We start from the raw sequence: 21,350 nt of genomic DNA on the forward strand, positions 1-21,350 counted from the left end.
GGGGGCCCTTCCTTACGCCTTCCGGCGGGTGGCGAGCCAGCCGCGGACGCCGAGCACCCCCGCCGTGGTACCGATGGCCAGCGACGCCGCGATGAGCAGCGCGTGCACCCAGAGGAAGCCGGTCGGGCTGCCCTCGCCGACCACACCGGCCGACCAGGCCCGGGGGTCGTCCCAGATCGCCAGCGCGAAACGCGGCCAGATCACCCAGGTCCAGATTCCGACCCCGACCAGGAACAGCGACCAGCCCCGCGACAACACCATGGCCAGCGAGTATGCCAGCGTCACCGGGACCGTTGACACGCAACCAGATGGTTGCATATTGTGAGCCCGTGGAGGACGACGACGCGGTCTTCCGGGCGCTCGCCGACCCCACCCGCCGGCGGCTGCTGGACAGCCTGCACGAGCGGAACGGCCAGACGCTGAGTGAACTCTGCGCGCAAGTGGGAACGACGCGTCAGGCGGTGAGCAAGCACCTGGCCGTGCTGGAAACGGCCCGGCTGGTCATCACGCTGCGCCGCGGCCGGGAGAAACGGCACTACCTCAACCCCGCCCCGATCCTGGACCTCGCCGGGCGGTGGATCGGCAAGTACGAGCGCCGGCGGCTGTTCGCGCTGGCCGAGTTGAAACGCGAACTGGAGGAGGAGTCCCATGACTGAGGCCGCGTTCGTCTACGAGACGGAGATCGCCACCACCCCGCAGCGGCTCTGGACCGCGCTCACCAACGGCACGCTCACCCGCGCGTACTGGTTCGACCGGCGGATCTCCTCCGACTGGCTGGTCGGCTCGGCCGTCACGTTCTACGACGGCGACAGCGACCGGATCACCGACACCGGCGTGGTGCTGGAGAGCGACCCGCCGCGCCGGCTGGTCTACAGCTTCCGGTACGAGGAGGGCCCCGTGGTCGACCTCGACCGCCCGTACACCCGGGTCACCTTCGAGATCGAGGCCCTCGACGGCGGCAAGGTCCGGCTGCGACTGGTGCACGACCAGCTGGCCAGCCCGGATGACGTCGCGGGCTGGGAGGCCGGCTGGACGCCGATTCTGGCCAACCTCAAGGCGTTCCTGCAGGGCGACAAGCTGCCGGCCACCGCGCCGCCCACCCCGGCCACCGCCTGATCGCGCCGGCTCCCGGCCCAGGTCCGCCGCCTCCCGGCCCAGGTCCGCCGCCTCCCGGCCCAGGTCCGCCGGCTCCCGGCCCAGGTCCGCCGGCTCCCGGCTCCGATCCCCCGGACGGGTCGCGGCCCGCCCGGGCCGCTCCGGCAGGATGGGTACGTGGCTGATGCGGTGATCTTCGACCTGGACGGCGTGATCGTGGACTCCGAACCCGTCTGGGAGGAGGTGCGCCGCGGCTACGTGGCCCGGCACGGCGGGCGGTGGCAGCCGGACACCCAGCGCCGGCTCATGGGCATGAGCACCGGCGAGTGGGCGGCGTACCTGAGCGGGGAGCTGGGCGTCGACCGGACCGCCGAGCAGGTGGCCACCGAGGTGGTCGACGAGATGACCGAGCGGTACGCCCGGCACGTCCCGCTGATCCCGGGCGCCGTCGAGGCGGTCCGCCGGCTCGCCGCCCGCTGGCCGCTCGGGCTGGCCAGCTCCTCGCCGCCGCGGCTCATCGAGGCGGCGCTGGCCGCCGCCGGGCTGGCCGGGGAGTTCCGGGCCACCCTCTCCACCGAACGGGTGCCGCGGGGCAAGCCGGCCCCGGATGTCTACCTGTCCGTCGCCGAGCGGCTCGGCGTCGACCCCGCCGGCTGCGTCGCGGTCGAGGATTCCAGCAACGGCGTACGCTCGGCCGCCGCGGCCGGCATGCGGGTGATCGCCGTGCCGCACGGCGCGTACCCGATGGACCCGGACGCGGCCGGGCTGGCCGCACGCACGCTCGACCGGATCGCCGACCTCACCGAGCGGACCGTCGCGGACCTGGCCTGAAGTCGCTTCGCCGGGCGCCGAAGCGTTCCGGCCGTACGGTCCTCCGGTGACCAACCTCGACGCGGTTCTCCCGGCCAGCGACGGATCCCCGGCCAGCGACGGATCCCCGGCCAGCGATCGCTACCCGGCCGCCGGCGCGTCGACGCCAGCGTCGCCGGACGGCGGCAGGCTGGCGGACAGCGGCAAGCTGGCGGACAGCGGCAAGCTGGCGGACAGCGGCGGCGAGCTGGCGGGCGGCGGCGAGCTGGCGCCGGCTCGGCCGCTCGGGCCGCCGGTGCGGGATCCGGACGCCGGCTGGCAGCTCACCCGGTACGCCGACGTGGCCGCGGCGCTCGAAGACGATCGGCTGGCCGTGCCGCCGGTACCGCCCGGCACGCCGGGCACGATGGCGGGGCTGCGCGCCACCGTGGCCCGGTTCAGCGCCGGTGAGGCCCATGCCCGGCGCCGGGCGCTGGTATCGGCCGACCTTCCCGACCCGGCGAGGCTGCGCGCCGAGGCGTACGACCGGACGGCCGGCATCCTGGAGCGCTCGGCCGGCCCGGTCGACGTGCTGGACCGGCTGGCCCGGGTCGTACCGGTGGCCGTGCTCGCGGCCCGGCTCGGTGCGGGCCCGGCGGCGGTCCCGGCGGTGCGCGAGGTGGCCGCCGCCTATCCACCCGGCGGCCCGGCGGCCCGGGACCGGAACGCGGACTCGGCGCTGGCCGCGCTGGTCCGGCTGTTGCCGCCCGCGCCCGCCGAGGTGGTGGCCAACCGGATCGGCCTGCTGGTGCAGTCCTGCGACGCCACGGCCGGGCTGATCGGCAACGCGCTGCTCCGGACGCAGACCGCGGATGGCGCCGGCATCGACCAGCTGCTGGTCGACACGCTGCGGTACGCCCCGCCGGTGCGGTTGACCAGGCGGGTGGTGGTCGCGCCGGTGCGGATCGGCGGTCGCCGGCTCTCCCCCGGCGAGCCGGTGGTGCTGTGGTTCGAGACGGCCAACGGGGATCCGGACGCCGGCCCCGACGTGCTCACCTTCGGCGCCGGCTCGCACCGCTGCCCCGGCGCCGCGCAGGCCCTCGCGCTGGCCGGCGGCGTGCTGGCCGCGATCCGCGCCCGGTGCCGGTTCGACCCACCCGCCACCGTCCACTTCGAAGCGTCGCCGAACGCTCGGATCCCGCGGTTCCTGGAGGTGTTTCCCCGATGACCCGGTACGACGAGTTCCACGCCCTGCACCGACCCGGTACGCCACTGCTGCTGCCGAACGCCTGGGACGTGGCCTCGGCCGCCGCCCTGGCCGCCGCCGGCCACCCGGCGATCGGCACGACGAGCCTCGGGGTGGCCGCCGCGGCCGGCAAGCCCGACGCGGCCGCGGCCGCCCGGGTCGAAACGGTTGCGCTGGCCCGGGCGCTCGGCCGGTTGCCGGCACTGCTCACCGTGGACATCGAGGCGGGCTTCACCGACGTACCGGCCGAGGTGGCGGACCTGGTCGCGGAGCTTGCCGGCACCGGCGTCGTCGGGGTCAATCTGGAGGACGGCCGGCCCGGCGGCGGCCTGGACGATCCGGCGCGGCATTCCGCCAAGATCGAGCTGGTCCGGGAGCAGGCGCCGCAGGTGTTCCTGAACGCCCGGGTCGACACGTACTGGGCGGACCCGGCGGGCGGGGACGAGCGGCTGGTCGACACGGTGGCGCGGGCCCGCCGCTACCTGGACGCGGGCGCCGACGGCATCTTCGTGCCGGGGCTGGCTCGGCACGCGGACATCGAGACCGTCGTGGACGGGCTGGCACCGGCGCCGCTCAACGTCCTGTTCCTGCCCGACGGGCACGTCCTGCCCGAGCTTGCGGCCCTGGGGGTGGCCCGGGTGAGCACCGGTTCCCTGCTGTTCCGTGCCGCCCTCGGCACCGCCGTGGCGGTGGCCGACGCCCTCCGGGCCGGCGGCCGGCCCGAGGCCAGCGGCATCCCGGGATACGCAGAGGTGCAGCGGCTTGCCGAGAACCGCCCCGACCGGAGAAACCACCTGCAATCCTGAAATAATGGGAAGTGACACGACGGCCCGGCGCCAGTACGACCGGGAGACCAGCGACGCGCCGGAGGGCGCCCCGGAGGACGTCCTGCTCGACGTGCCGGAACTGCACATCGACTCCCTCGAGCTGGAGGTGTCCGACCTGCAGGCCCGCGTCTCGCTACAGGCCGACGTGCTGAGCCTGCTCCGGCTCAACGTCGGCATCGACGCAGACCTCGGCCAGGTGCGGCTGGATCTGCGCGGGGTGACCGCGCAGGCGTTGCTCAAGGTGCGCCTCGGGAACGTCACCTCGATCCTCGGGCGGGTGCTGGACACCATCGACGCGAATCCGCAGATCGTCGAGAACCTGACCCGGGGGGCCGGTGAAGCCCTACGGCAGGCCGGGGAGGGCGCCGGGCGGGCCCTGGACCAGGCCGGGCAGGGCGCCGGGCAGGCCCTCGGGCACGCCGGACGGGGCGCCGGGCAGGCCGTGGCCCATGCCGGACAGGGTGCCGGGCAGGCGCTCGGCGAGGCTGGACGGGGCGCCGGGCAGGCCGTGGGCCAGGCCGGACAGGGCGCCGGGCAGGCCCTCGGGCACGCCGGACGGGGCGCCGGACAGGCCGTCGGCCAGGCCGGACAGGGCGCCGGGCAGGCGCTCGGCCAAGGCGTCGGCCAGGCCGGACAGGGTGCCGGGGAGGCCGTCAGCCAAGCCGGGCAGGCGGCCCGGCAGGCAGGGCAGGACACGGGAAATGCCGTGGGGCAAACCGGACAGGGCGCCGGACAGCCCACGGATCAAGCCGGCGGGGCGGCCCAGCAGGGCGGCCCGACCCAGGACCAGCAGGGCCACGGCGGCCAGGCCGGACAGCGGGACCTCGGCGGGCAGCAGGGCCAAGGCGGACAGCAAGGCCAAGGCGGCCAGCAGGGCCAAGGTGGACAGCAGGGCCAAGGCGGACAGCAAGGCCCGGGCGGACAGCAAGGCCAAGGCGGCCAGCAGGGCCAAGGTGGACAGCAGGGCCAAGGTGGACAGCAGGGCCAAGGCGGACAGCAAGGCCAAGGCGGCGGGGAAGGCCAGGGCCAGCAGGGCCAGGGCGGCCAGCAAGGCCCGGGCGGACAGCAAGGCCAAGGCGGCGGGGAAGGCCAGGGCCAGCAGGGCCAGGGCGGCCAGCAGAGCCCGGGCGGACAGCAAGGCCAGCCCGGACAGCAAGGCCAAGGCGGACAGCAAGGCCCGCGCGGACAGCAAGGCCAAGGCGGACAGCAAGGCCCGCGCGGACAGCAAGGCCAAGGCGGCGGGGAAGGCCAGGGCCAGCAGGGCCAGGGCGACCAGGGGGCCCGGCAAGGTCCGAGCGAGGGGCATGGCGAGCGGGGCCAAGGGGGTCAGCAGCCCCAAGGAGGCCAGCAGGAGGAGGGCCAAGGCCAGCAGGAAGGCCAGGGCGGGCGGCAGCACGACATCGAGGCGTGTGCCACCGCCGACATCGAGAGCTGGCACCGGGACGACAGCGGGGAGTGGCGCCCCGGCGCGGGCGGCGAGCGCCGGTACCGCGGCCTCCCCCGGCGGACCCGCCGCCGCTGGTGACCTCGCGGTCGAGCCTCCATTGCAGATCTTGGACGGAAACCGTTAGTCGCTAACGGTTTCCGTCCAAGATCTATCATCTGGGGGGAGGAGGGGCGGATTCCGGGGGCGGGTCAGCTCTGGTTTTCGCTCTCTCGGCCCGGGCGGGCGTCACGAGCCACGAGCGTCGGCACCGCCGGCGCCTCCGCCGTTTCCGCCATCGCCGCCGCCGGTTCCGCCATCACCGTTTCCGCCGCCGCCGGTTCCGCCATCGCCGCCGCCGGTTCCGCCATCGCCGCCGCCGGTTCCGCCGCCGCCGGTTCCGCCGCCGCCGGTTCCGCCATCGCCGGTTCCGCCGCGGTTGGCGTTGGCGTCGCCGTCCGGACGGTCGTTGCCAGCGTCTGGGCCGCCCTGGCCCGCATCCCCGGTGTCTCCACCACAGCCCTGCTCGCGTTCGCGCTGCCGACCGGTCTCGTCGTCCACCACCACCTGGCCCTCGCGGATCTCGCCGCGCCAGCCCTGCAACTGATCCGGGTCGAGGATGGTCTGGGTCATCACGTGCCGGACGAAGTGCTTGAGCTCCAGCCGGACCCGCCGACCCTGGGCCCGCCACAGGTTCCCGGTGCGCTCGAAGAATCCCTGCGGGTGGTATTCCAGCACCACCAGGATCCGGGTCAGATCCTCGGCCAGCTCGTGAAACGAGACGGTGCCGTCCACCGATCCCTTCTGACCCTTCGATCGCCAGACGATCCGCTCGTCGGGCACCTGTTCGAGGATGGTCGACTCCCACGTCCGGTGCGACCAGAGGATCTGCGCCTTCCAGCTGAGCTTCTGGTCCTCCTCCTGCTCGACGTTCTCGACCTTTTTCATGAAGCTGGGAAAGTCGGTGAACTGCGTCCACTGGTCGTACGCGATCCGGACCGGAACGCCGACGTCGATGGTCTCGACGATGTTGGTGACCTTGAAGTCGGTCTTGCCCTTGCGGTCGCCCTTGCCGCCGCCGTCCCCGCCGCCGCCGTCCCCGCCGTCCCCGCCGACCTTTTCCCGTACCTGCTCGGTGCCCTGCTTGAGACGGTCCACGCCGCCCGCTAGGACCTGGCCGGGCGCGCCAGCCCCGCGTACCGCCTCGGTGCCCTTGTCCAGGGCCGCCTTGGCGGCCCCACCCGGCGTCGCGAAGCTGGTCAGCCGATCGGTCAGCCCGCCGATGCGGTCGGTGACCGCCGATCCGGCGCGCTCGCCGAGCGCGCCGACGATGTTCTGGAGGCTGTCCAGCAACTTCCCGCCGGGCCCCCCCGGCTTGCCGCTCACCGCTCGCCTCCGGCGCCGGATCCGCCGCCCTGACGAAGCGTCTCGGCCCGCTCGTTCAGGCGGTCGGCGAGCGCCTCGACCGGCCTGCCGAGCGCCGTCCGCAGCGCGGATCGGCCCGCATCGCCAAGCCGGCCCACCGTCCCCGGCCGCTGATCATGATCACCATCGTCGGAACCGTGCCCACCGGAACCGGAGCCGGAACCGGAACCGGAACCGGAGCCGGAGCCGCCACCGCCGAGGAGCCGGCCCAGGGGGACCTTGCCCAGCTGTCCGGTTGCTGCCGCGGTGCCCAGGAAAAGGGCGGCCCGCAGCTTTCGCTTGCGGCCCAGCAGGTATCCCAGCCCGATCGCCACCGCCACGTTGCCCGCCCGTCCCATGCCGTTGCCCCCGTCGCCCCGTCGGCCACCAACAGCCTGAGTATCCGTAACCGGCCCGGCGCCCGAGGCCGTTTGGCGGGGATCGCGAGTTGCCGGACCGAGCTACCGTCCAGGCATGACCAGCTGGGCCCGGCGCCAACCCAGCCCGTCGACCGCGTCGATCAGGACGCGCACGGGCTCAGTACAGTAGGGACGTGTCTCTATGGATTGCCGCGATGTGGGGGTTCGCCGGCAGCATCGTGGCCGAGGCGTTGAACCTCTACGGGATGATGCGCCCGACCACCGAGTCCAAGGGACGCTGGCAGTGGCCGTGGCGGGACCCGCGCGACCGGCCGATCATGCTCCTCGCCATCGCGCTGCGGGCCTTCGCCGGCACGCTGCTCGCGGCCGTCACGGCGGCGAGCGGCCTGGCCACCAGCCCGCTCGCCGCCTTCAATCTCGGCATCACCGCCCCCCTCGTGATCGCCAAGCTGTTCGACCAGGACCGGGTGCTCGACCAGTCCTCCCCGCCCGACCCGCGACGGCCCGGAGGTGACGACGATGACGGCGCGTAACGGCTTTTTCGGCCGGCTCGCCTCGGCCCTGGCGGCTCATCCGGGCACCACCGCGGCCTCGGCCCCGCTGCCCACCCGCACCCGGCTGGCCGCCGCGCTGGCTGCCCGGCCGATCACCCGCGCCGAGGGGTCGCTCGGGCACACCGCGCCGGCAGGCCCGGACCGCTCCGCGTACCGGCCGGGTGACGTCGGGGTGAAGCTGGCCGAGCGGGTCAAGTGGGTGGTGGCCGAGATCCTCGGCACCACCGCCGACCAGCTCCGAGTGGATTCGGACGGCGACCTGGCCATCCGGGCCGGCTCCGCGATGATTTTCGTACGGGCGCAGGAGGATCCGCCGCTGGTGGACGTCTTCTCCCCGCTGCTGTCCGGGGTGCAGCCCACCGAGACGCTCTACCGGCGGCTGGCCGACCTCACCAGCGGCATGATGATCGGCCGGATCTACTGCACCGGCGACACGGTGTGGGCGTCGATACCGGTGTTCGGTCAGGAATTCCAACCCACCCATCTGCTGGTGGCCATCCGGGCCATGGTGGAGATCGCGGACGACCTGGACGACCAGCTCCGGCACGAGTTCGGCGGGAGCCGGTTCTTCGGCGACGAGGCCGCCGGCATCAGCCCCGTACCGGATCCCACGGGCTACCTGCGCGACCTCGCCGACTCCGGGGAGACCCTGGCCGGCAGCGTGCTGGTCGACCTGCTGGCCGACCGCGGCCGCACGGACGAGCTGCGGACCCGGGCCGAACGCGGCGATTGGCACGCGGCCGCCCGGCTCGCCGCGCTGTTGCGCGATGCCGGCCGGCTCGACGAGGCCGAGCAGTTCTGGCGGATCGCGGCCGACCGCGGCGAGCCGGCGGCCCGCACCGAGCTGGCCACCCTGCTGGCCAACCAGGGCCGGCCGGCCGAGGCCATCGACCTGCTGCGCGACGCCGCAGCCGACGACTGGCGCTCGGTGGGGCTGCTGCTCACCCTGCTCACCGAGCAGGGCCGGGTGGATGAGGCGGTGGAGCTGCTCCGGCGGCGCGCGGGCCGTACGCCGGGCCCGGCGGCCCCGTGAGCTGAGGCCGCGCCACCGGGTCGGGGTCGCGGCCCGGACGTGGCGGACCGGGCTGGCCCAACCGTGCTCCGGCGGCATCCGGGTGGTTCCCTGCGTCGAGGGCGGCGCGGGACGGGTAGGCCGGGGAAGGATGGGTAGAGCAGCGTCGTCAGCAACAGGGAGGAACCGCCCGCATGAAGGCGATCGTCTACCGCCGGTCCGGCGGCCCCGAGGTGCTCGAACTGGTCGACCAGCCGGTCCCCGAGCCGGGTCCCGGCGAGGTCCTGGTCCGGGTCGCGGTGTCGGGCGTGAACCCGACGGACTGGAAGTTCCGGTCCGGCGGCGGCGCCGGCACCCCGCCGGCGGAGGGCTGGCAGATCCCCGGCCAGGACGGCGCCGGCGTGGTGGAGGCGGTGGGCACCGGGGTGGACGCCGCGCTGGTCGGCGAGCGCGTCTGGATCTGGGAGGCCGCCTGGCAACGGCCGTGGGGCACTGCGGCCGAGTACACGCTGGCGCCGGTCCGGCACGTCAAACGGCTCGGTCCCGCCTCCTTCGACCTGGGCGCCTGCCTCGGCATCCCGTTCCTCACCGCGCACCGGTGCCTCACGGTCGGCGAGACGATGCCGCGGCACCTGCACGCCGGGGCGTTGACCGACCGGACCGTGCTGGTGCAGGGCGGCGCGGGCGCCGTCGGCAACGCGGCCATCCAGTTGGCGCGCTGGTCGGACGCCATCGTGATCGCCACGGTCAGCAGCCCGGAGAAGGCGCAGCTGGCCATGTCGGCCGGCGCCACCCACGTGCTCAACTACCGCGACCAGGACGTGGCCGCGGAGGTCCGGAAGATCGCGCCGCACGGCGTGGACGCCGTGGTCGAGGTGGCCGCGGCCCCCAACGCCGCCGTCGACAGCCAGGTCCTTGCCCCGTACGGCGCGGTGGCCATGTACGCGGACGACGGCGGCGCTGAGGTGACCGTGCCGATCCGGCCCAACATGGCGCCCAACACCCGCTGGCAGTTCGTGCTGGTCTACACGCTGCCGGCGGTGGCCAAGGCGCAGGCCGTGGAGGACGTGGCCACCGCGGCCATCGACGGCGCCATCCGGGTGGGCGCCGACGCCGGGCTGCCGCTGCACTACCACCCGCTGGCGGACGCGGCACAGGCGCACCGGGACGTCGAGGACTCGGTGGTCGGCAAGGTGCTGATCACCACGGCGGCCGAGTAGCCGGCCGGGCGCCAGACCGGCGGCGCGCCAGACCGGGGGGCGGGTCAGACCGGGGGCGCGGCAAAACGGCGCCGCGGCAGAACGGGGGCGCACCAGACCAGGGGCGCGCCAAACCAGCGCCGCGCCGGACCGGGGGCTGGTCAGACCGGCGGCGCGGGCGGTTCCGGCGGCTTGCCCCAGGCCCGCCGGGCGTCGGCCACGGCCACCCCGCCCAGCACCAGGCACGCGGCGGCCAGCACCAGCAGGGTCGGCGCCCATAGCAGCGCCGGGACGAGCGCCGCCAGCACGCCGATGGCGACCAGCCGGGACGGGGATACCCGCGCGAAGACCTCGTGTTCGAAGCGCGAGCGGCCCACCATGTACAGCGCCGGGCCGCCGAGGATGACCACGAGCCACACCGGCGGTGCGTGCCCGGTGGGGTGCGCGATGGTCAGCTCGTAGCCGATGGCCGTGGTGACCACCCCACCCATCATGAGCAGGTGTGAGTCGGCCGAGGACCGGCCGATCTGCGCCGGCTGCCGGCTCTGGCTGACCGCCTCGGCCAGGATCCGACCGGCCCGGTAGAAGTAGATCCGCCAGATCAGGACCGAGGTGGTGAGCGCCACCGCGAAGGCCACCATCGTGGACGGCCGGAGCGCGTGGTTGCTGTAGGTGAGCCCGGTGACCAGCACGGCCTCGCCGAGGGCCACCAGGAAGAACTGCTGGTACCGCTCGGCCAGGTGCTCGGCCGCGATGCTCCACTTCGAGGCGGCGGACCGGCCGAGGCCGGGCACCGGCCAACCGGTCCGGGAGCCGAGGTATTCGATGCCCAGAGCCCCGGTCCAGATCAGCCACCGGACCCAGCTCTGCGCCACTACGACGCCGAGGATCCACAGCACGGCCGTGACCGCGTACGTGATCAGCATCCGGACCTTGAGCCGCTGCCGGCCGCTGCCGCGCAGCGCGAAGGCCAGCAGCGCCGGCCGGCTGAGCTGGGCCGTCACGTACGCGGCGGCGAAGGCCGGGCCGCCGCTGGGGCCGAACGCCCGCGGGATGGCCACCCCCATCACCATGCTCGCGCCGAGCGCGATGATCACGATGATCTGGACGACCGGCTGGTACGGGTCGTACCGGCTGGTCGTCCAGGCGGTGCCCTGCCAGACCGCCCACAGGGCGAGCAGCAGCAGCGCCGTCTTGGCGCCGCCCGCCACGATCGTCCGCCAGTCGGTCACGCCGCGGTCGGTGGTCAGGTCCTCGACGGCGCGCGCCACCACCCGGGTCAGCGCGAACACGAAGACCAGGTCGAAGAACAACTCCAGGAACGAGGCGCGCCGCGTCGCCTCGCCCTTGTGCAGCAACCGCGCTTCCCTGTCCACCGCCCCCGCCGTCCCGCTGACGCGTTGACGCGCCGGCCCGCTGAGCCGCCGTCGCGCGGGAGCCTTGGTGCCCCGCTCCGGCAGTCGTAACCCGGATCCGCCCGGCCCGCGCGCAATACCCGGCTAATGCGCCGGAACGGCCGGCAGCGTGTTAGGCCGGGTTGCAGAGGGTCCGGCGGCCCTTCCGAAACCGGACCGGCAACCGGGGTGGCATGCTGTCCGGGCAGACCGGTCGGAGGGAGCACCGTGGGACGACGTTGGCAGGATCTGCCGCCGGTGGCGCGTACCCTCGCCGAGGCCGTGACCGACGCGGTGGCCGCGGCGCGCGCGGAGGACGAGCCGGCGCTGCGGGCGGCGGCGGACCGGCTCGCGGGCCTGGACCCGACGCAGCCCGGCCGGGTGCTCGGCGACACCGTACGGCTGTTGCTCGAGCAGACCCACCCGGACGGGCTGGACGCCGACGACCTGCGCACGGTGCTGGGCCGGTGCGCCCGGTGGGCGGCCGGCTGGTGGCCCGAGACCGACCCCCACGTGCTCGCGGCGCTGCTCACCAGGGCGCTCGGCGTGCAGCCGGACCCGGAGGCGATGCCGGCGCTGACAGCACAGCAGTCGGCCACCCACGCCCCGCTGCTGCTGGCCGACCTGCTGGCGAACAGCTGGCTGTCGCTGACCGACCTGCTCGACGCGGTCTTCACCGAGCTGCGCCGCTCCGGCGAGATGGACTGACCGACCGCTACCTGGTGCCGTAGTGGTACCGGCAGGCCACGATCTCCACATCGTCCTTGCTGATTCGGTAGACCAGGCGGTGCTCCCGGTCGATGCGTCGGGACCAGAAACCGGCCAATTCCCCTCGGAGCGGCTCGGGCTTGCCGATGCCCTCGTATCCGTTCCGCATGACGTCCGCAATCAGCTCGTTGATCCGCTTGACCAGCTTGCGGTCGGTATGGCTGAGGTACTGCTCCCATGCTGTCGGCGTGAACACCAACCTCACGCGACATCCCGGGCATCCGCCGGATCGACCAGGTCCCGTTCCGCACTCTCGCCGCGGTCCAGCTCGGCGATGGATCGCCGGAGCGCGGCCGCGTTGCCGGGGCTGCGCAGGAGGTATTCGGTCTCCTTCATGGCCTCGTACTCCGCCAGCGGCACGATGACGACGGGCTCGTGGCCCGACCGGGTCACCACGACCTCCTCGGCATCGTCGACAACGCTGTCCAGCTCGGCGGCGAGGTTCTGCCGGAGCTGAGTGAAGTTGACCGTGCGCATTGCCCACCCCCACGGAAGACGTACAGAAAACTGTACCTCCTCTGCGCGACCGGGTCAGCCCAGCTGCTCGACCGTTAGGTCGCCGTCGGCGTACCGGGAGCGCACCCGCTTCTTGTCGAACTTGCCGACCGAGGTCTTCGGGACCGCCTCGATGAACGACCACCGCTCGGGCACCTGCCAGCGCGCCACCTTGGTGCCCAGGAACTCCTTCAGCTCCCCGGCGGTGGCCGTGCTGCCCTCCCGGAGCACCACGGTGGCCAGCGGCCGCTCGTCCCAGCGGTCGTCCGGGACGCCCACCACGCACGCCTCCAGCACCGCCGGGTGGGCCATCAGGGCGTTCTCCAGATCCACCGAGGAGATCCACTCCCCGCCGGACTTGATCACGTCCTTGGCCCGGTCGGTCAGCGTGAGGTAGCCGTCGGCGGAGAGCATGCCGACGTCCCCGGTCCGCAGCCAGCCGTCGTGGAACTTGTCCGGATCGGGCGCGTCGTCCCCGACGTACCGGCTGGTCACCCACGGACCGCGGACCTCCAGCTCGCCCACGGCCGCACCGTCCGCGGGCAGCGGCTCGCCGCCCGGACCGACGATCCGGGCCTGCACCCCGGCCGGCACCCGGCCCTGGCTGTACCGGTACGGCCAGGCCGCGTCGCCGGTTGCCCCGGCGGGCGGCCGGGCCACCGAGCCCAGCGGGGACATCTCGGTCATCCCCCAGGCGTGTACGACGTCGATGTGATGCCGCTCGGCGAAGGCGTGCATGAGCGCCGGCGGGCAGGCCGAGCCGCCCACGATCACCTCGCGCAGCGAGGAGGTGTCGGTGGGATGCGCGTCCAGGTGGGCCAGCAGGTCCGTCCAGATGGTCGGCACGGCACCGGCCAGCGTCGGCCGCTCGGCCGCGATCATTTCGGCGATCGGGCCGCCCTGGAGGAACCGGTCCGGCATGATCAGCGACGCGCCGGAGATGAGCGCGGCGTACGGGATGCCCCAGCTCATCGCGTGGAACATCGGCACGATGGCCAGCTCGCGGGTGGTGGGGCCGAGCCCGAAGCTCTCCGGCATGCACACCTGCAGGGAGTGCAGATAGATGCTGCGGTGCGAGTAGGCGACCCCCTTCGGGTCGCCGGTGGTGCCGGAGGTGTAGCAGAGCGCCGCGGCATCCCGCTCGTCCAGCTCGGGCCAGTCGTACCGGTCCGGCTTGTCGCGCAGCAGGTCGTCCCAGGCGTGTACGGCGATCCGGCCGTCCCCGGCGGCCAGCAGCGGGGCCGGGTCCCCGCCGCCGACCACCACCACGTGCTGCACGGTGCGCAGTTCGGGCAGCACCTTCGCGAGCAGCGGGATGAGCGTCGAGTCGACCAGCACCACCCGGTCCTGCGCGTGGTTGGCGATCCAGGCCACCTGGTCGGGGAAGAGCCGGATGTTGAGGGTGTGCAGCACCGCGCCCATGCTGGGCACCGCGAAGTACGCGACCAGGTGCTCGTTGTTGTTCCACATGAAGGTGGCCACCCGCTGGTCGCCGGTCACCCCGAGGTCGTCGCGCAGCGCGTGCGCCAGCCGGGCCGCGGTCGCGCCGATCTCGGCGTACGACGCCCGCCGCGGCTCGCCGCCGGTCCAGGTCACCACCTCGGACCGGCCGTGCACGGTGCTGCCGTGGTCGAGGATCCGGGAGATCAGCAACGGGGTGTCCATCATCGTGCTGCGCATGGCTCACAACGTAGTGGCGTGGCTCACAGGGCGAAACCCGTGGTCGGCTCGATTCTGCCGCCGCCCGGGGTTGGGCATTTCCGGCCGCCGCCCGGCCGGGGACGATGATCGCTTCTAGGGTGTGGGCATGGCATACCTCACCTGGGCCGAGTCGTACGTCGGTCAACTGCGCGCCCTGGCCGGCGACCGGACGCTGCTGTTCGTGGGCGCCCGCGCCGTGGTCCGGGACGACGCCGGACGGGTGCTGCTGATCGAGCGCTCCGACAACGGGCACTGGGCCATGCCGGCCGGCGCCATGGAACTCGGCGAGTCGATCTCCGACTGCGCCATCCGGGAGGTGCGCGAGGAGACCGGCCTGCGGGCCACCGCGGTCACCCCGTTCGCCATGTACACCGGCCCGGACCGCACGCACACCAACATGTACGGGCACACGTACCAGGTCTTCACGGTGGCGTTCCGGGTCGACGCGTGGGGCGGGGACCTCGCGGTGCCGACCGAGGAGACCACCGACGCCCGGTTCTGCCGGCCGGCCGACTTCCCCGAGCCGCTCTCCCCCTCGGTCACCGAGACCCTGGCCGATCTGGCCGCCTTCGAGCAGACCGGTCGCCTCGTCACGAAGTGACCCGGTCAGATCATGGTCTGGGACTGGGCCTCCATCTCGGTGGCGGCCTCGTCCTTGGACTGCCGGTCCAACGGCTTGCCGCCGGCGGCCGGGGCGGGACCGCCGGCCGGCCCGACGCCGCCGGTGGCGCCCCGCGGGCCGGCGCCGCGCAGCTCGCGGTTGGGCAGCGCCAGCGTCACGACCACCGCCACCACGGCGATCAGCCCCGCCGTCAGAAAGACCGGATGCAGCGAGTCGACGAATGCGGCCTGGATGGCCGCCCGGACCGGACCGGGCAGCGCCAGGATCCGGGACGGCTCGTTGATCGAGATGCTGGCACCGCCGGCCGCGGCCACCTGGGCCCGCTCGGCGGGCGGCAACTGGGCGATGGCGCCGGGAAGCCGCTGGGCGAGGTGGCTGGTGAGCCCGTTGGACAGGACGGTACCCAGGATGGCGACCCCGAACGAGCCGCCCAGCGAGCGGAAGAACGTCGCGGCCGACGTGCCGGCGCCGAGGTCGCGCACCTCGACGGCGTTCTGCACGGCCAAAATGAGCGACTGCATGCACAGCCCCAGGCCGACGCCGATCACCACCATGTAGCCGAAGGCGGCCCACAGCGGCGTGCCCACCTGGAGCCGGGTGAACAGCAGCATCCCGGCCACCAGGGTGGCCGAGCCGGCCACCGGGAACCACTTGTACCGCCCCAGCCGGCTCATCGCCCGGCCGGAGAGCACCGAGGTGACGATGATGCCGGCCATCATGGGCAGCATCAGCAGGCCGCTGCGGGTCGGTGAGGCGCCCTTGACGATCTGCAGGTAGAGCGGGATGAAGATGATCGAGCCGAACATCACCAGGCCGAGGACGAAGCCGGCCGCGTTCGCCAGCGCGAAGGTGGGCCGCCGGAACAGCCCGAGCGGCAGGATCGGTTCGCTGGCCCGGCGCTCCTGGGCCAGGAACAGCACGGCCAGCACCGCGCCGGCCACGAACAACCCGATGATCAGACCAGAGCCCCACGGGTACTGGCTGCCGCCCCAACTGAGCGCCAGCAGCAGGCTGCTCACCCCGGCCACCAGCAGCGCGGCGCCCAACCAGTCGATCGCGTGCCGGCGCCGCTGGAAGGGCACCAGCCGCAGCACCCGGTAGCACACCACCAGGGCCACGATGGCGAGCGGCACGTTCAGATAGAAGATCCACCGCCAGTCGTGTTCGGCGAAGTAGCCGCCCACCAGCGGCCCGGCCACCGACGCCAGCCCGAAGACGGCGCCGAACAGGCCCTGATAGCGGCCGCGTTCCCGGGGCGGCACCACGTCCGAGATGATGGTGAAGGCGAGGGTCATCAGGCCACCCGCGCCGAGCCCCTGCAGGCCCCGGGTGACGATCAGCTGGGTCATGTTCTGCGACGCCCCGGCCAGCAGCGAGCCGACCAGGAAGGCCCCGATCGAGAACAGGAACACCGGGCGGCGCCCGTACAGGTCGGCCATCTTGCCGTACAGCGGCGTCGAGGCCGTGGAGGCCAACAGGTACGCGGTGACCACCCAGGAGTAGTGGTTGATGCCGCCGAGCTGGCCCACGATGGTGGGCAGCGCCGTGCCGACGATGGTCTGGTCCAGCGCGGCCAGCAGCATTCCGGTCAGCAGGCCGCTCATCAGCAGCAGGATCTGGCGGTGCGGCAGGGCAGGGCGGTCGCTGGGAGCCGTGGTCATGGTCCGGTCTCCCCGGGGCGGCCGGAAACATGCCTGCCCGATATCCGCTCGACAGCCCGGCGGGCCGTCCGTCAGCATCCGGTCGTGCCGCTGAACAGCCTCCTCCGCCGGCTGGCGATGGACCTCACCCCGCTGCGTACGTCGCGGGACTTCCGGCTGCTCTTCACGGCCACCGGCGTGTCCGGGCTGGGGTCCTTCGTCACGTACGTCACGATCCCCTACCAGGTCTATGCGCTGACCAAGGATCCGCTGCTGGTCGGCCTGCTCGGGGTGTGCGAGCTGGTGCCGCTGCTGTTCATGGCGTTCGTGGGCGGCGCCCTGGCCGACTATCTGGACCGCCGCCGGCTGGTGCTGGGCGGCGAGATCGGCTTCACGCTGCTCTGCGGAACCCTGCTGGTCAACGCCATGACCGATCGCCCGCACCTGTGGTTGCTCTATCTGGTGGCGGGCCTGACGGCGGCGCTCGACGGGGTGCAGCGGCCGGCCCTGGAGGCCATCACGCCCCGGGTGGTCACCCCGGACGAGATCCCCGCGGCCGGCGCGCTGAACTCGATGCGGATGAACGTGGTCTCGCTGGCCGGGCCGGCGCTGGCCGGCGTCCTGATCGCGAGCGTGGACCTCGGCTGGGTGTACGCGCTGGACCTCGCCACCTTCGCGGTGTCGCTCACGCTGCTGATGGTGGTCCGCGCGGTGCCGCCGCCCACCGCCGCCGACCGGCCGTCGCTGCGCTCGGTGGTCACCGGCCTGCGGTACGCGGGCAGCCGCCCGGAACTGCTCGGCACGTACCTGGTGGACATCAACGCCATGTTCTTCGGGATGCCGCAGGCGCTCTACCCGTTCCTGGCCGAACGGCTGGGCGGCCCCGCGGTCCTCGGCCTGCTCTATGCCACCCCGGCCGCCGGCGCCATGGTGGCCGCGCTGACCTCGGGCTGGGTCCGGCACGTCAACCGGCACGGCCTCATGGTGGTGCTGGCGGCCGGCGCCTGGGGGGCGGCCATCCTGGGCTTCGGGCTGGCCCACGCGCTGTGGCTGGCCCTGCCGCTACTGGCCCTGGCCGGCGCGGCCGACGAGGTGTCGGGCATTTTTCGAGGAGTCATCTGGAACCAGACCATCCCCGATCATCTCCGGGGTCGGCTGGCCGGGATCGAGATGCTGTCGTACTCGACCGGGCCGCTGCTCGGGCAGCTCCGCTCGGGACTCACGGCCCGGTGGACCGGCATCTCGGGCTCGATCGTCTCCGGTGGCGTGCTCTGCGTGGTCGGCACGGTCGCGCTGGCCGCCGCCCTGCCGGGTCTGATCCGCTACGACGGGCGGACCGGCCGGGCCCGCAAGGAGGCTGAGGAGGCGGCCTGGGCCACCGCGGGGCTGAGCCGGACCGCGTGATGCCCGGCAGCTCATTGACGCCACGTGAAGGTGCCATACCTCTGGGTCAGTGCTTGCCCTCGGCGAACTCCTCGACGATCTTGGCGCAGAACGCCGGCAGGTCGTCCGGCTTGCGGCTGCTGACCAGCCCGTTGTCCGTGTGGACCTCCTCGTCCACCCAGGTCGCCCCGGCGTTGGCCAGGTCCGTGCGCAGGCTGGGCCAGGAGGTGAGGGTCCGCCCCTCCACCACACCGGCGTCGATGAGCGTCCACGGCCCGTGGCAGATCACCCCGACCGGCTTGCCGGCGTCGAAGAACGCCCGCACGAAGCGCACCGCGTTTGGGTCGCTCCGCAGCGCGTCGGGGTTCGCCACCCCGCCGGGCAGCACGAGCGCGTCGTACCGGCCCGGGTCCGCGTCGGCCGCGGTGCCGTCCACGTCGTACGTCTTGCCCTTGTCGAGGTGGTTGAACGCCTGGATCGAGCCGGGCTGGAGGGAGATCAGCTCGGCGGTGGCACCCGCGTTCTCCACCGCCTCCCGGGGTTGGGTGTACTCGACCTCTTCCACCCCGTCGGTGGCGAGGAACGCGACCCGCTTACCCTGCAGCGATGCTGCCATGGTGAACTCCTTCCGAGGGTCACCCGGCGCGACGCCGGGACCTTGGTTGCGGAACGGCGTTTCCGGCACGCTCCGCTTTGCATCCTTTCCAGCCCCGTACCCGCCAAACGCCCCGTCCGGGCGGGGTGGCCGACGCCACCGGCCCCGGGGCCGGGTGGGCCCGTGCGCGCTGCGGATCGCCCCGGCCGACCGGCGTTTGACCGCCCTTTGCCCGGGGATCCGTATCCGTATGCCGACAGCAGCCGAACAGCAGCGGATGGCGGCCGTGGTCAACGGGTGGATCGGCCGTGGCGTGCTGGTCGTCGGCGACGCCATGCTGGACGAGTGGCGCTTCGCCGACTCCGACCGGCTGTGCCGGGAGGCGCCCGCCCCCGTACTCACCCTGCGGCACCGGCTCGTGGCGGCCGGCGGCGCCGCCAACACGGCGGTCAACCTGGCCGCCCTCGGCGGCCGACCCGCGCTGGTGGCGCCGATCGGCAGCGACGTGGCGGCCGACGAGCTGCACGACTGCCTGGACCGGGCCGCGGTCTGGGACCGGACGGTCTCCCAGCCCGGTCGCCCCACGCCGGTGAAGCGCCGGCTGCTGGCCGGCAACCAGATCCTGGTACGCGAGGACGAGGGCGACGCGGACGTCCGGCTCACCGACGAGGTGATCGGGGAACTGCTCGGCGCGCTCGCCCGGACGGCGACCGAGCTGCGGTCCCGCACCGACGGCGACCCCACCCTGGTGATCTGCGACTACGGGCTCGGCGCGCTGCCGGAGCCGGTACGCGCATGGTTGGTGCGGCACCGCGAGATGTTCGCCACCGTGGCGCTGGACGCGCACGACCTGACGCAGTGGCGCGGGCTCGCCCCCACGGTGGTGACGCCCAGCCTGGCCGAGGCCACCCGGCTGCTCGACGGGCCGCCGGCCGGGCGCGCGGCCGGCTCCGCGGCGCCCGTCCCGACCGTGGAGATCGAGCTGACCGGCGACGAGATCGGGGCGGCCGGCCATGACATCGTGGTGGCCGGCCCGGAGCTGGGCACCGACCGGGCCGAGCTGGCCCGGGCCCGGCTGCCCGAGCTGCGCGCGCGGACCGGCGCGGACGTCGTGGCCGTCACCCTGGACGTGGATGGCGCGGTGGTCGGTGGCGCCGATGGCCAGCACCGGCGCAGCCACGCCACCCCGGTGCCGCCGAGCCACACCGTGGGCGCCGGCGACGCGTACCTGGCGGCCATGACCCTGGCCCTGGCCGCGGACGCGCCGCTGCACACCGCGGCCCAGCTCGCCCAGCTCGCGGCCACGATCACGGTCTCCGACACCGGGACCTGTGTCTGCGTACGGGCGGATCTGCTGGCGGCGCTCGGCGCGGCCGACGCCGGCGGTGGTGGCCCGCTGCCGGGCCTGGTCGACCCGGCCGGCCTCGCCGCGCTGGTCGACGCGCACCGCACCGCCGGCCGCACCATTGTCTTCACCAACGGCTGCTTCGACGTGCTGCACCGGGGCCACGTCGGCTACCTGCAACAGGCCCGGGCGCTCGGCGACGTGCTGATCGTCGCGGTCAACTCGGACGACAGCGTGCGCCGGCTCAAGGGCTCGGACCGCCCGGTGAACCCGATCGAGGACCGGGCCGCGGTGCTGACCGCCCTGGGCTGCGTGGATCACGTGGTGGTCTTCGAGGAGGACTCGCCGGGAGCCCTCATCGAGGTGGTCCGCCCGGACGTGTACGTCAAGGGCGGCGACTACCCGCCCGAGCTGGTCCCGGAGGCGCCGCTGGTCCGCGAGCTGGGCGGCGAGGTGCGGACCCTCGGGTACGTGCCGGACCGGTCCACCTCGGCCATCATCGACCGGATCCGGGCGCACGCGTTAGGAAGGGACCCTTCCTCTACAAAAAGCGATAAGAAGGGGCCCTTCCTTTCCGGTGAACGGCGGTGACGCGGCCGCTGGATCCGGGTGACCCGGAGGGGTTCCGCGCGGAGCGCGAGCTGGATGTGCTGATCCCGACCCGGAACCGGCCGGCCGAACTGGCCGTCACGCTGTCCGGGCTGGCGGCCCAGCCGGGCCCGGCCGGCTTCGGGGTGGTGGTCAGCGACCAGTCCGACGCCGGTCCCGGCTGGGCCGAGCCGGCGGCCGCCACGATGGTCCGGGCCCTGCGGCACCGCGGGCATCCGGTGCTGCTGACCCGCCGGTTGCCCCGGCGAGGCCTGGCCGAGCACCGCGCCTACCTGCTGTCCCGATCCCGGGCCCGGTACGTGCTCAGCGTGGACGACGACGTGTGGCTGGAGCCGGGGGCGGTCGACCGGATGCTCACCGCGCTGCGCCGGCTCGGCTGTGGCTTCGTGGGCAACGCCGTGCACGGCTTGTCCTACGCGGCCGACGTGCGCCCGGAGACGCACGCGTACTACGAGGAATGGGTCGGGCCGCCGGCACCGGAGCGGATCCGGCCGGGCACGCCCGAGTGGAACCGGGCCAGCATCCACCCGGCCGCGAACCTGCTGCACGTGACCGAACGGCTGGGGCTGGCCCCGGGCGAGTGGCGGGCGTACAAGGTCTCCTGGATCGGCGGCTGCGTGCTGTACGACCGGGCCAAGCTGGTGTCGGCCGGCGGCTTCGACTTCTGGTCCCGGGTGGGCGAGCGGCACCAGGGCGAGGACGTGGCCGCCCAGCTCGCCGTGCTGGAGCGGTACGGCGGGGCCGGCGTGGTGCCGAGCGGCGCCTACCACCTGGAGACGCCGACCACGGTCACCGACCGCGACGTGGAAGCCTGGCAGGTCGTCCTCGAGGAGAGCTGAAGGAAGGGCCCCTTGTTATCGCTTCTTGTA

General features: G+C 73.7%; 23 protein-coding genes. 13 read left to right on the forward strand and 10 right to left on the reverse strand.

The annotated features are described in order from the left end of the window. Positions 1–12: 12 nt before the first annotated feature. Positions 13–300, reverse strand: coding sequence for an SCO4848 family membrane protein (locus tag ACFFHU_RS11685; protein WP_377338074.1), 288 nt, complete (start codon positions 298–300; stop codon positions 13–15). A gap of 29 nt (positions 301–329) precedes the next feature. Between ACFFHU_RS11685 and ACFFHU_RS11690 the strand changes: the two genes are divergently transcribed. From ACFFHU_RS11690 to ACFFHU_RS11710, 5 genes are all read left to right on the forward strand, one after another. Beyond that, a complete protein-coding gene (locus ACFFHU_RS11690) occupies positions 330–656 on the forward strand; it encodes an ArsR/SmtB family transcription factor (RefSeq protein WP_377338076.1) in 327 nt (108 codons plus the stop codon). Next, positions 649–1,116, forward strand: coding sequence for an SRPBCC family protein (locus ACFFHU_RS11695; RefSeq protein WP_377338078.1), 468 nt, complete (start codon positions 649–651; stop codon positions 1,114–1,116). Before ACFFHU_RS11690 ends, ACFFHU_RS11695 begins: the two co-directional genes overlap by 8 nt. A gap of 156 nt (positions 1,117–1,272) precedes the next feature. Further along, positions 1,273–1,926 (forward strand): HAD family hydrolase, encoded by a 654-nt coding sequence (locus ACFFHU_RS11700; protein WP_377338080.1) that lies wholly within the window; start codon positions 1,273–1,275, stop codon positions 1,924–1,926. A 46-nt stretch (positions 1,927–1,972) separates the two neighbouring features. After that, complete coding sequence (locus ACFFHU_RS11705; RefSeq protein ID WP_377338082.1) at positions 1,973–3,112, forward strand: cytochrome P450; 1,140 nt, start codon at positions 1,973–1,975, stop codon at positions 3,110–3,112. After that, positions 3,109–3,936 (forward strand): isocitrate lyase/PEP mutase family protein, encoded by an 828-nt coding sequence (locus ACFFHU_RS11710; protein WP_377338084.1) that lies wholly within the window; start codon positions 3,109–3,111, stop codon positions 3,934–3,936. Before ACFFHU_RS11705 ends, ACFFHU_RS11710 begins: the two co-directional genes overlap by 4 nt. Before the next feature lie 364 nt (positions 3,937–4,300). Here the strand turns inward: ACFFHU_RS11710 and ACFFHU_RS11715 are convergent, their stop codons facing one another. From ACFFHU_RS11715 to ACFFHU_RS11725, 3 genes are all read right to left on the reverse strand, one after another. Beyond that, positions 4,301–5,395: a hypothetical protein gene (locus ACFFHU_RS11715; protein WP_377338085.1), complete on the reverse strand. Its 1,095-nt coding sequence runs from the start codon at positions 5,393–5,395 to the stop codon at positions 4,301–4,303. 234 nt (positions 5,396–5,629) lie between these two features. After that, the gene (locus tag ACFFHU_RS11720; protein WP_377338087.1) at positions 5,630–6,766 is read right to left on the reverse strand and encodes an SRPBCC family protein; all 1,137 of its coding nucleotides are present in this window, start codon (positions 6,764–6,766) and stop codon (positions 5,630–5,632) included. Then, positions 6,763–7,143 carry a hypothetical protein gene (locus tag ACFFHU_RS11725; protein ID WP_377338088.1) on the reverse strand — a complete coding sequence of 127 codons (381 nt, stop codon included), beginning with the start codon at positions 7,141–7,143 and terminating at the stop codon, positions 6,763–6,765. The genes ACFFHU_RS11720 and ACFFHU_RS11725 overlap by 4 nt, the downstream gene beginning before the upstream one ends. Before the next feature lie 194 nt (positions 7,144–7,337). Between ACFFHU_RS11725 and ACFFHU_RS11730 the strand changes: the two genes are divergently transcribed. The 3 genes from ACFFHU_RS11730 (at position 7,338) to ACFFHU_RS11740 (ending at position 9,950) form a co-directional block, all read left to right on the forward strand. Further along, positions 7,338–7,697, forward strand: coding sequence for a hypothetical protein (locus tag ACFFHU_RS11730; RefSeq protein ID WP_377338090.1), 360 nt, complete (start codon positions 7,338–7,340; stop codon positions 7,695–7,697). Continuing rightward, positions 7,684–8,751: a T3SS (YopN, CesT) and YbjN peptide-binding chaperone 1 gene (locus tag ACFFHU_RS11735; RefSeq protein WP_377338092.1), complete on the forward strand. Its 1,068-nt coding sequence runs from the start codon at positions 7,684–7,686 to the stop codon at positions 8,749–8,751. The genes ACFFHU_RS11730 and ACFFHU_RS11735 overlap by 14 nt, the downstream gene beginning before the upstream one ends. Before the next feature lie 173 nt (positions 8,752–8,924). Then, positions 8,925–9,950, forward strand: coding sequence for an NADPH:quinone reductase (locus ACFFHU_RS11740; RefSeq protein ID WP_377338094.1), 1,026 nt, complete (start codon positions 8,925–8,927; stop codon positions 9,948–9,950). Between the two features lie 140 nt (positions 9,951–10,090). Here the strand turns inward: ACFFHU_RS11740 and ACFFHU_RS11745 are convergent, their stop codons facing one another. Next, positions 10,091–11,305, reverse strand: coding sequence for a low temperature requirement protein A (locus ACFFHU_RS11745; RefSeq protein WP_377338096.1), 1,215 nt, complete (start codon positions 11,303–11,305; stop codon positions 10,091–10,093). 246 nt (positions 11,306–11,551) lie between these two features. Between ACFFHU_RS11745 and ACFFHU_RS11750 the strand changes: the two genes are divergently transcribed. Further along, positions 11,552–12,031, forward strand: coding sequence for a hypothetical protein (locus ACFFHU_RS11750; RefSeq protein ID WP_377338098.1), 480 nt, complete (start codon positions 11,552–11,554; stop codon positions 12,029–12,031). Between the two features lie 7 nt (positions 12,032–12,038). Here ACFFHU_RS11750 and ACFFHU_RS11755 read toward each other — a convergent pair whose 3' ends face one another. From ACFFHU_RS11755 to ACFFHU_RS11765, 3 genes are read right to left on the reverse strand one after another with little or no spacing between them, the layout of a single operon-like run. Beyond that, positions 12,039–12,296 (reverse strand): Txe/YoeB family addiction module toxin, encoded by a 258-nt coding sequence (locus tag ACFFHU_RS11755; RefSeq protein ID WP_377338100.1) that lies wholly within the window; start codon positions 12,294–12,296, stop codon positions 12,039–12,041. Continuing rightward, complete coding sequence (locus ACFFHU_RS11760; protein ID WP_377338101.1) at positions 12,293–12,568, reverse strand: type II toxin-antitoxin system Phd/YefM family antitoxin; 276 nt, start codon at positions 12,566–12,568, stop codon at positions 12,293–12,295. The genes ACFFHU_RS11755 and ACFFHU_RS11760 overlap by 4 nt, the downstream gene beginning before the upstream one ends. Positions 12,569–12,622: 54 nt before the next feature. Further along, complete coding sequence (locus tag ACFFHU_RS11765; protein WP_377338103.1) at positions 12,623–14,266, reverse strand: fatty acid--CoA ligase; 1,644 nt, start codon at positions 14,264–14,266, stop codon at positions 12,623–12,625. Positions 14,267–14,393: 127 nt separating this feature from the next. Here ACFFHU_RS11765 and ACFFHU_RS11770 point away from each other — a divergent pair, with 127 nt between their 5' ends. After that, a complete protein-coding gene (locus tag ACFFHU_RS11770; protein WP_377338105.1) occupies positions 14,394–14,888 on the forward strand; it encodes an NUDIX domain-containing protein in 495 nt (164 codons plus the stop codon). 5 nt (positions 14,889–14,893) lie between these two features. Here the strand turns inward: ACFFHU_RS11770 and ACFFHU_RS11775 are convergent, their stop codons facing one another. After that, the gene (locus ACFFHU_RS11775) at positions 14,894–16,570 is read right to left on the reverse strand and encodes an MDR family MFS transporter (protein WP_377338107.1); all 1,677 of its coding nucleotides are present in this window, start codon (positions 16,568–16,570) and stop codon (positions 14,894–14,896) included. An 84-nt stretch (positions 16,571–16,654) separates the two neighbouring features. Between ACFFHU_RS11775 and ACFFHU_RS11780 the strand changes: the two genes are divergently transcribed. Beyond that, the gene (locus ACFFHU_RS11780; RefSeq protein WP_377338109.1) at positions 16,655–17,953 is read left to right on the forward strand and encodes an MFS transporter; all 1,299 of its coding nucleotides are present in this window, start codon (positions 16,655–16,657) and stop codon (positions 17,951–17,953) included. A gap of 46 nt (positions 17,954–17,999) precedes the next feature. Here ACFFHU_RS11780 and ACFFHU_RS11785 read toward each other — a convergent pair whose 3' ends face one another. Continuing rightward, entirely contained in the window at positions 18,000–18,548 is a 549-nt protein-coding gene (locus ACFFHU_RS11785; protein ID WP_377338111.1) for a type 1 glutamine amidotransferase domain-containing protein, read from the reverse strand. A 229-nt stretch (positions 18,549–18,777) separates the two neighbouring features. On the opposite strand from ACFFHU_RS11785, the gene rfaE2 reads away from it, so the two are divergent. Further along, positions 18,778–20,463 carry a D-glycero-beta-D-manno-heptose 1-phosphate adenylyltransferase gene (rfaE2, locus tag ACFFHU_RS11790; RefSeq protein ID WP_377338113.1) on the forward strand — a complete coding sequence of 562 codons (1,686 nt, stop codon included), beginning with the start codon at positions 18,778–18,780 and terminating at the stop codon, positions 20,461–20,463. Next, positions 20,460–21,320 carry a glycosyltransferase family 2 protein gene (locus ACFFHU_RS11795; protein ID WP_377338115.1) on the forward strand — a complete coding sequence of 287 codons (861 nt, stop codon included), beginning with the start codon at positions 20,460–20,462 and terminating at the stop codon, positions 21,318–21,320. The genes rfaE2 and ACFFHU_RS11795 overlap by 4 nt, the downstream gene beginning before the upstream one ends. The last annotated feature ends 30 nt before the right edge of the window (positions 21,321–21,350 follow it).

The organism is Plantactinospora siamensis (genome assembly GCF_042434095.1).
In the GTDB taxonomy this organism is placed as follows: domain Bacteria; phylum Actinomycetota; class Actinomycetes; order Mycobacteriales; family Micromonosporaceae; genus KBS50.

Coding starts and splice junctions, on each gene's coding strand:
- ACFFHU_RS11695 (WP_377338078.1), top strand. CDS start 649: ATGACTGAGGCCGCGTTCGTCTACGAGACGGAGATCGCCACCACCCCG.
- ACFFHU_RS11710 (WP_377338084.1), top strand. CDS start 3,109: ATGACCCGGTACGACGAGTTCCACGCCCTGCACCGACCCGGTACGCCA.
- ACFFHU_RS11725 (WP_377338088.1), bottom strand. CDS start 7,143: ATGGGACGGGCGGGCAACGTGGCGGTGGCGATCGGGCTGGGATACCTG.
- ACFFHU_RS11735 (WP_377338092.1), top strand. CDS start 7,684: ATGACGGCGCGTAACGGCTTTTTCGGCCGGCTCGCCTCGGCCCTGGCG.
- ACFFHU_RS11740 (WP_377338094.1), top strand. CDS start 8,925: ATGAAGGCGATCGTCTACCGCCGGTCCGGCGGCCCCGAGGTGCTCGAA.
- ACFFHU_RS11760 (WP_377338101.1), bottom strand. CDS start 12,568: ATGCGCACGGTCAACTTCACTCAGCTCCGGCAGAACCTCGCCGCCGAG.
- ACFFHU_RS11765 (WP_377338103.1), bottom strand. CDS start 14,266: ATGCGCAGCACGATGATGGACACCCCGTTGCTGATCTCCCGGATCCTC.
- ACFFHU_RS11770 (WP_377338105.1), top strand. CDS start 14,394: ATGGCATACCTCACCTGGGCCGAGTCGTACGTCGGTCAACTGCGCGCC.
- ACFFHU_RS11775 (WP_377338107.1), bottom strand. CDS start 16,570: ATGACCACGGCTCCCAGCGACCGCCCTGCCCTGCCGCACCGCCAGATC.
- ACFFHU_RS11785 (WP_377338111.1), bottom strand. CDS start 18,548: ATGGCAGCATCGCTGCAGGGTAAGCGGGTCGCGTTCCTCGCCACCGAC.
- rfaE2 (WP_377338113.1), top strand. CDS start 18,778: ATGCCGACAGCAGCCGAACAGCAGCGGATGGCGGCCGTGGTCAACGGG.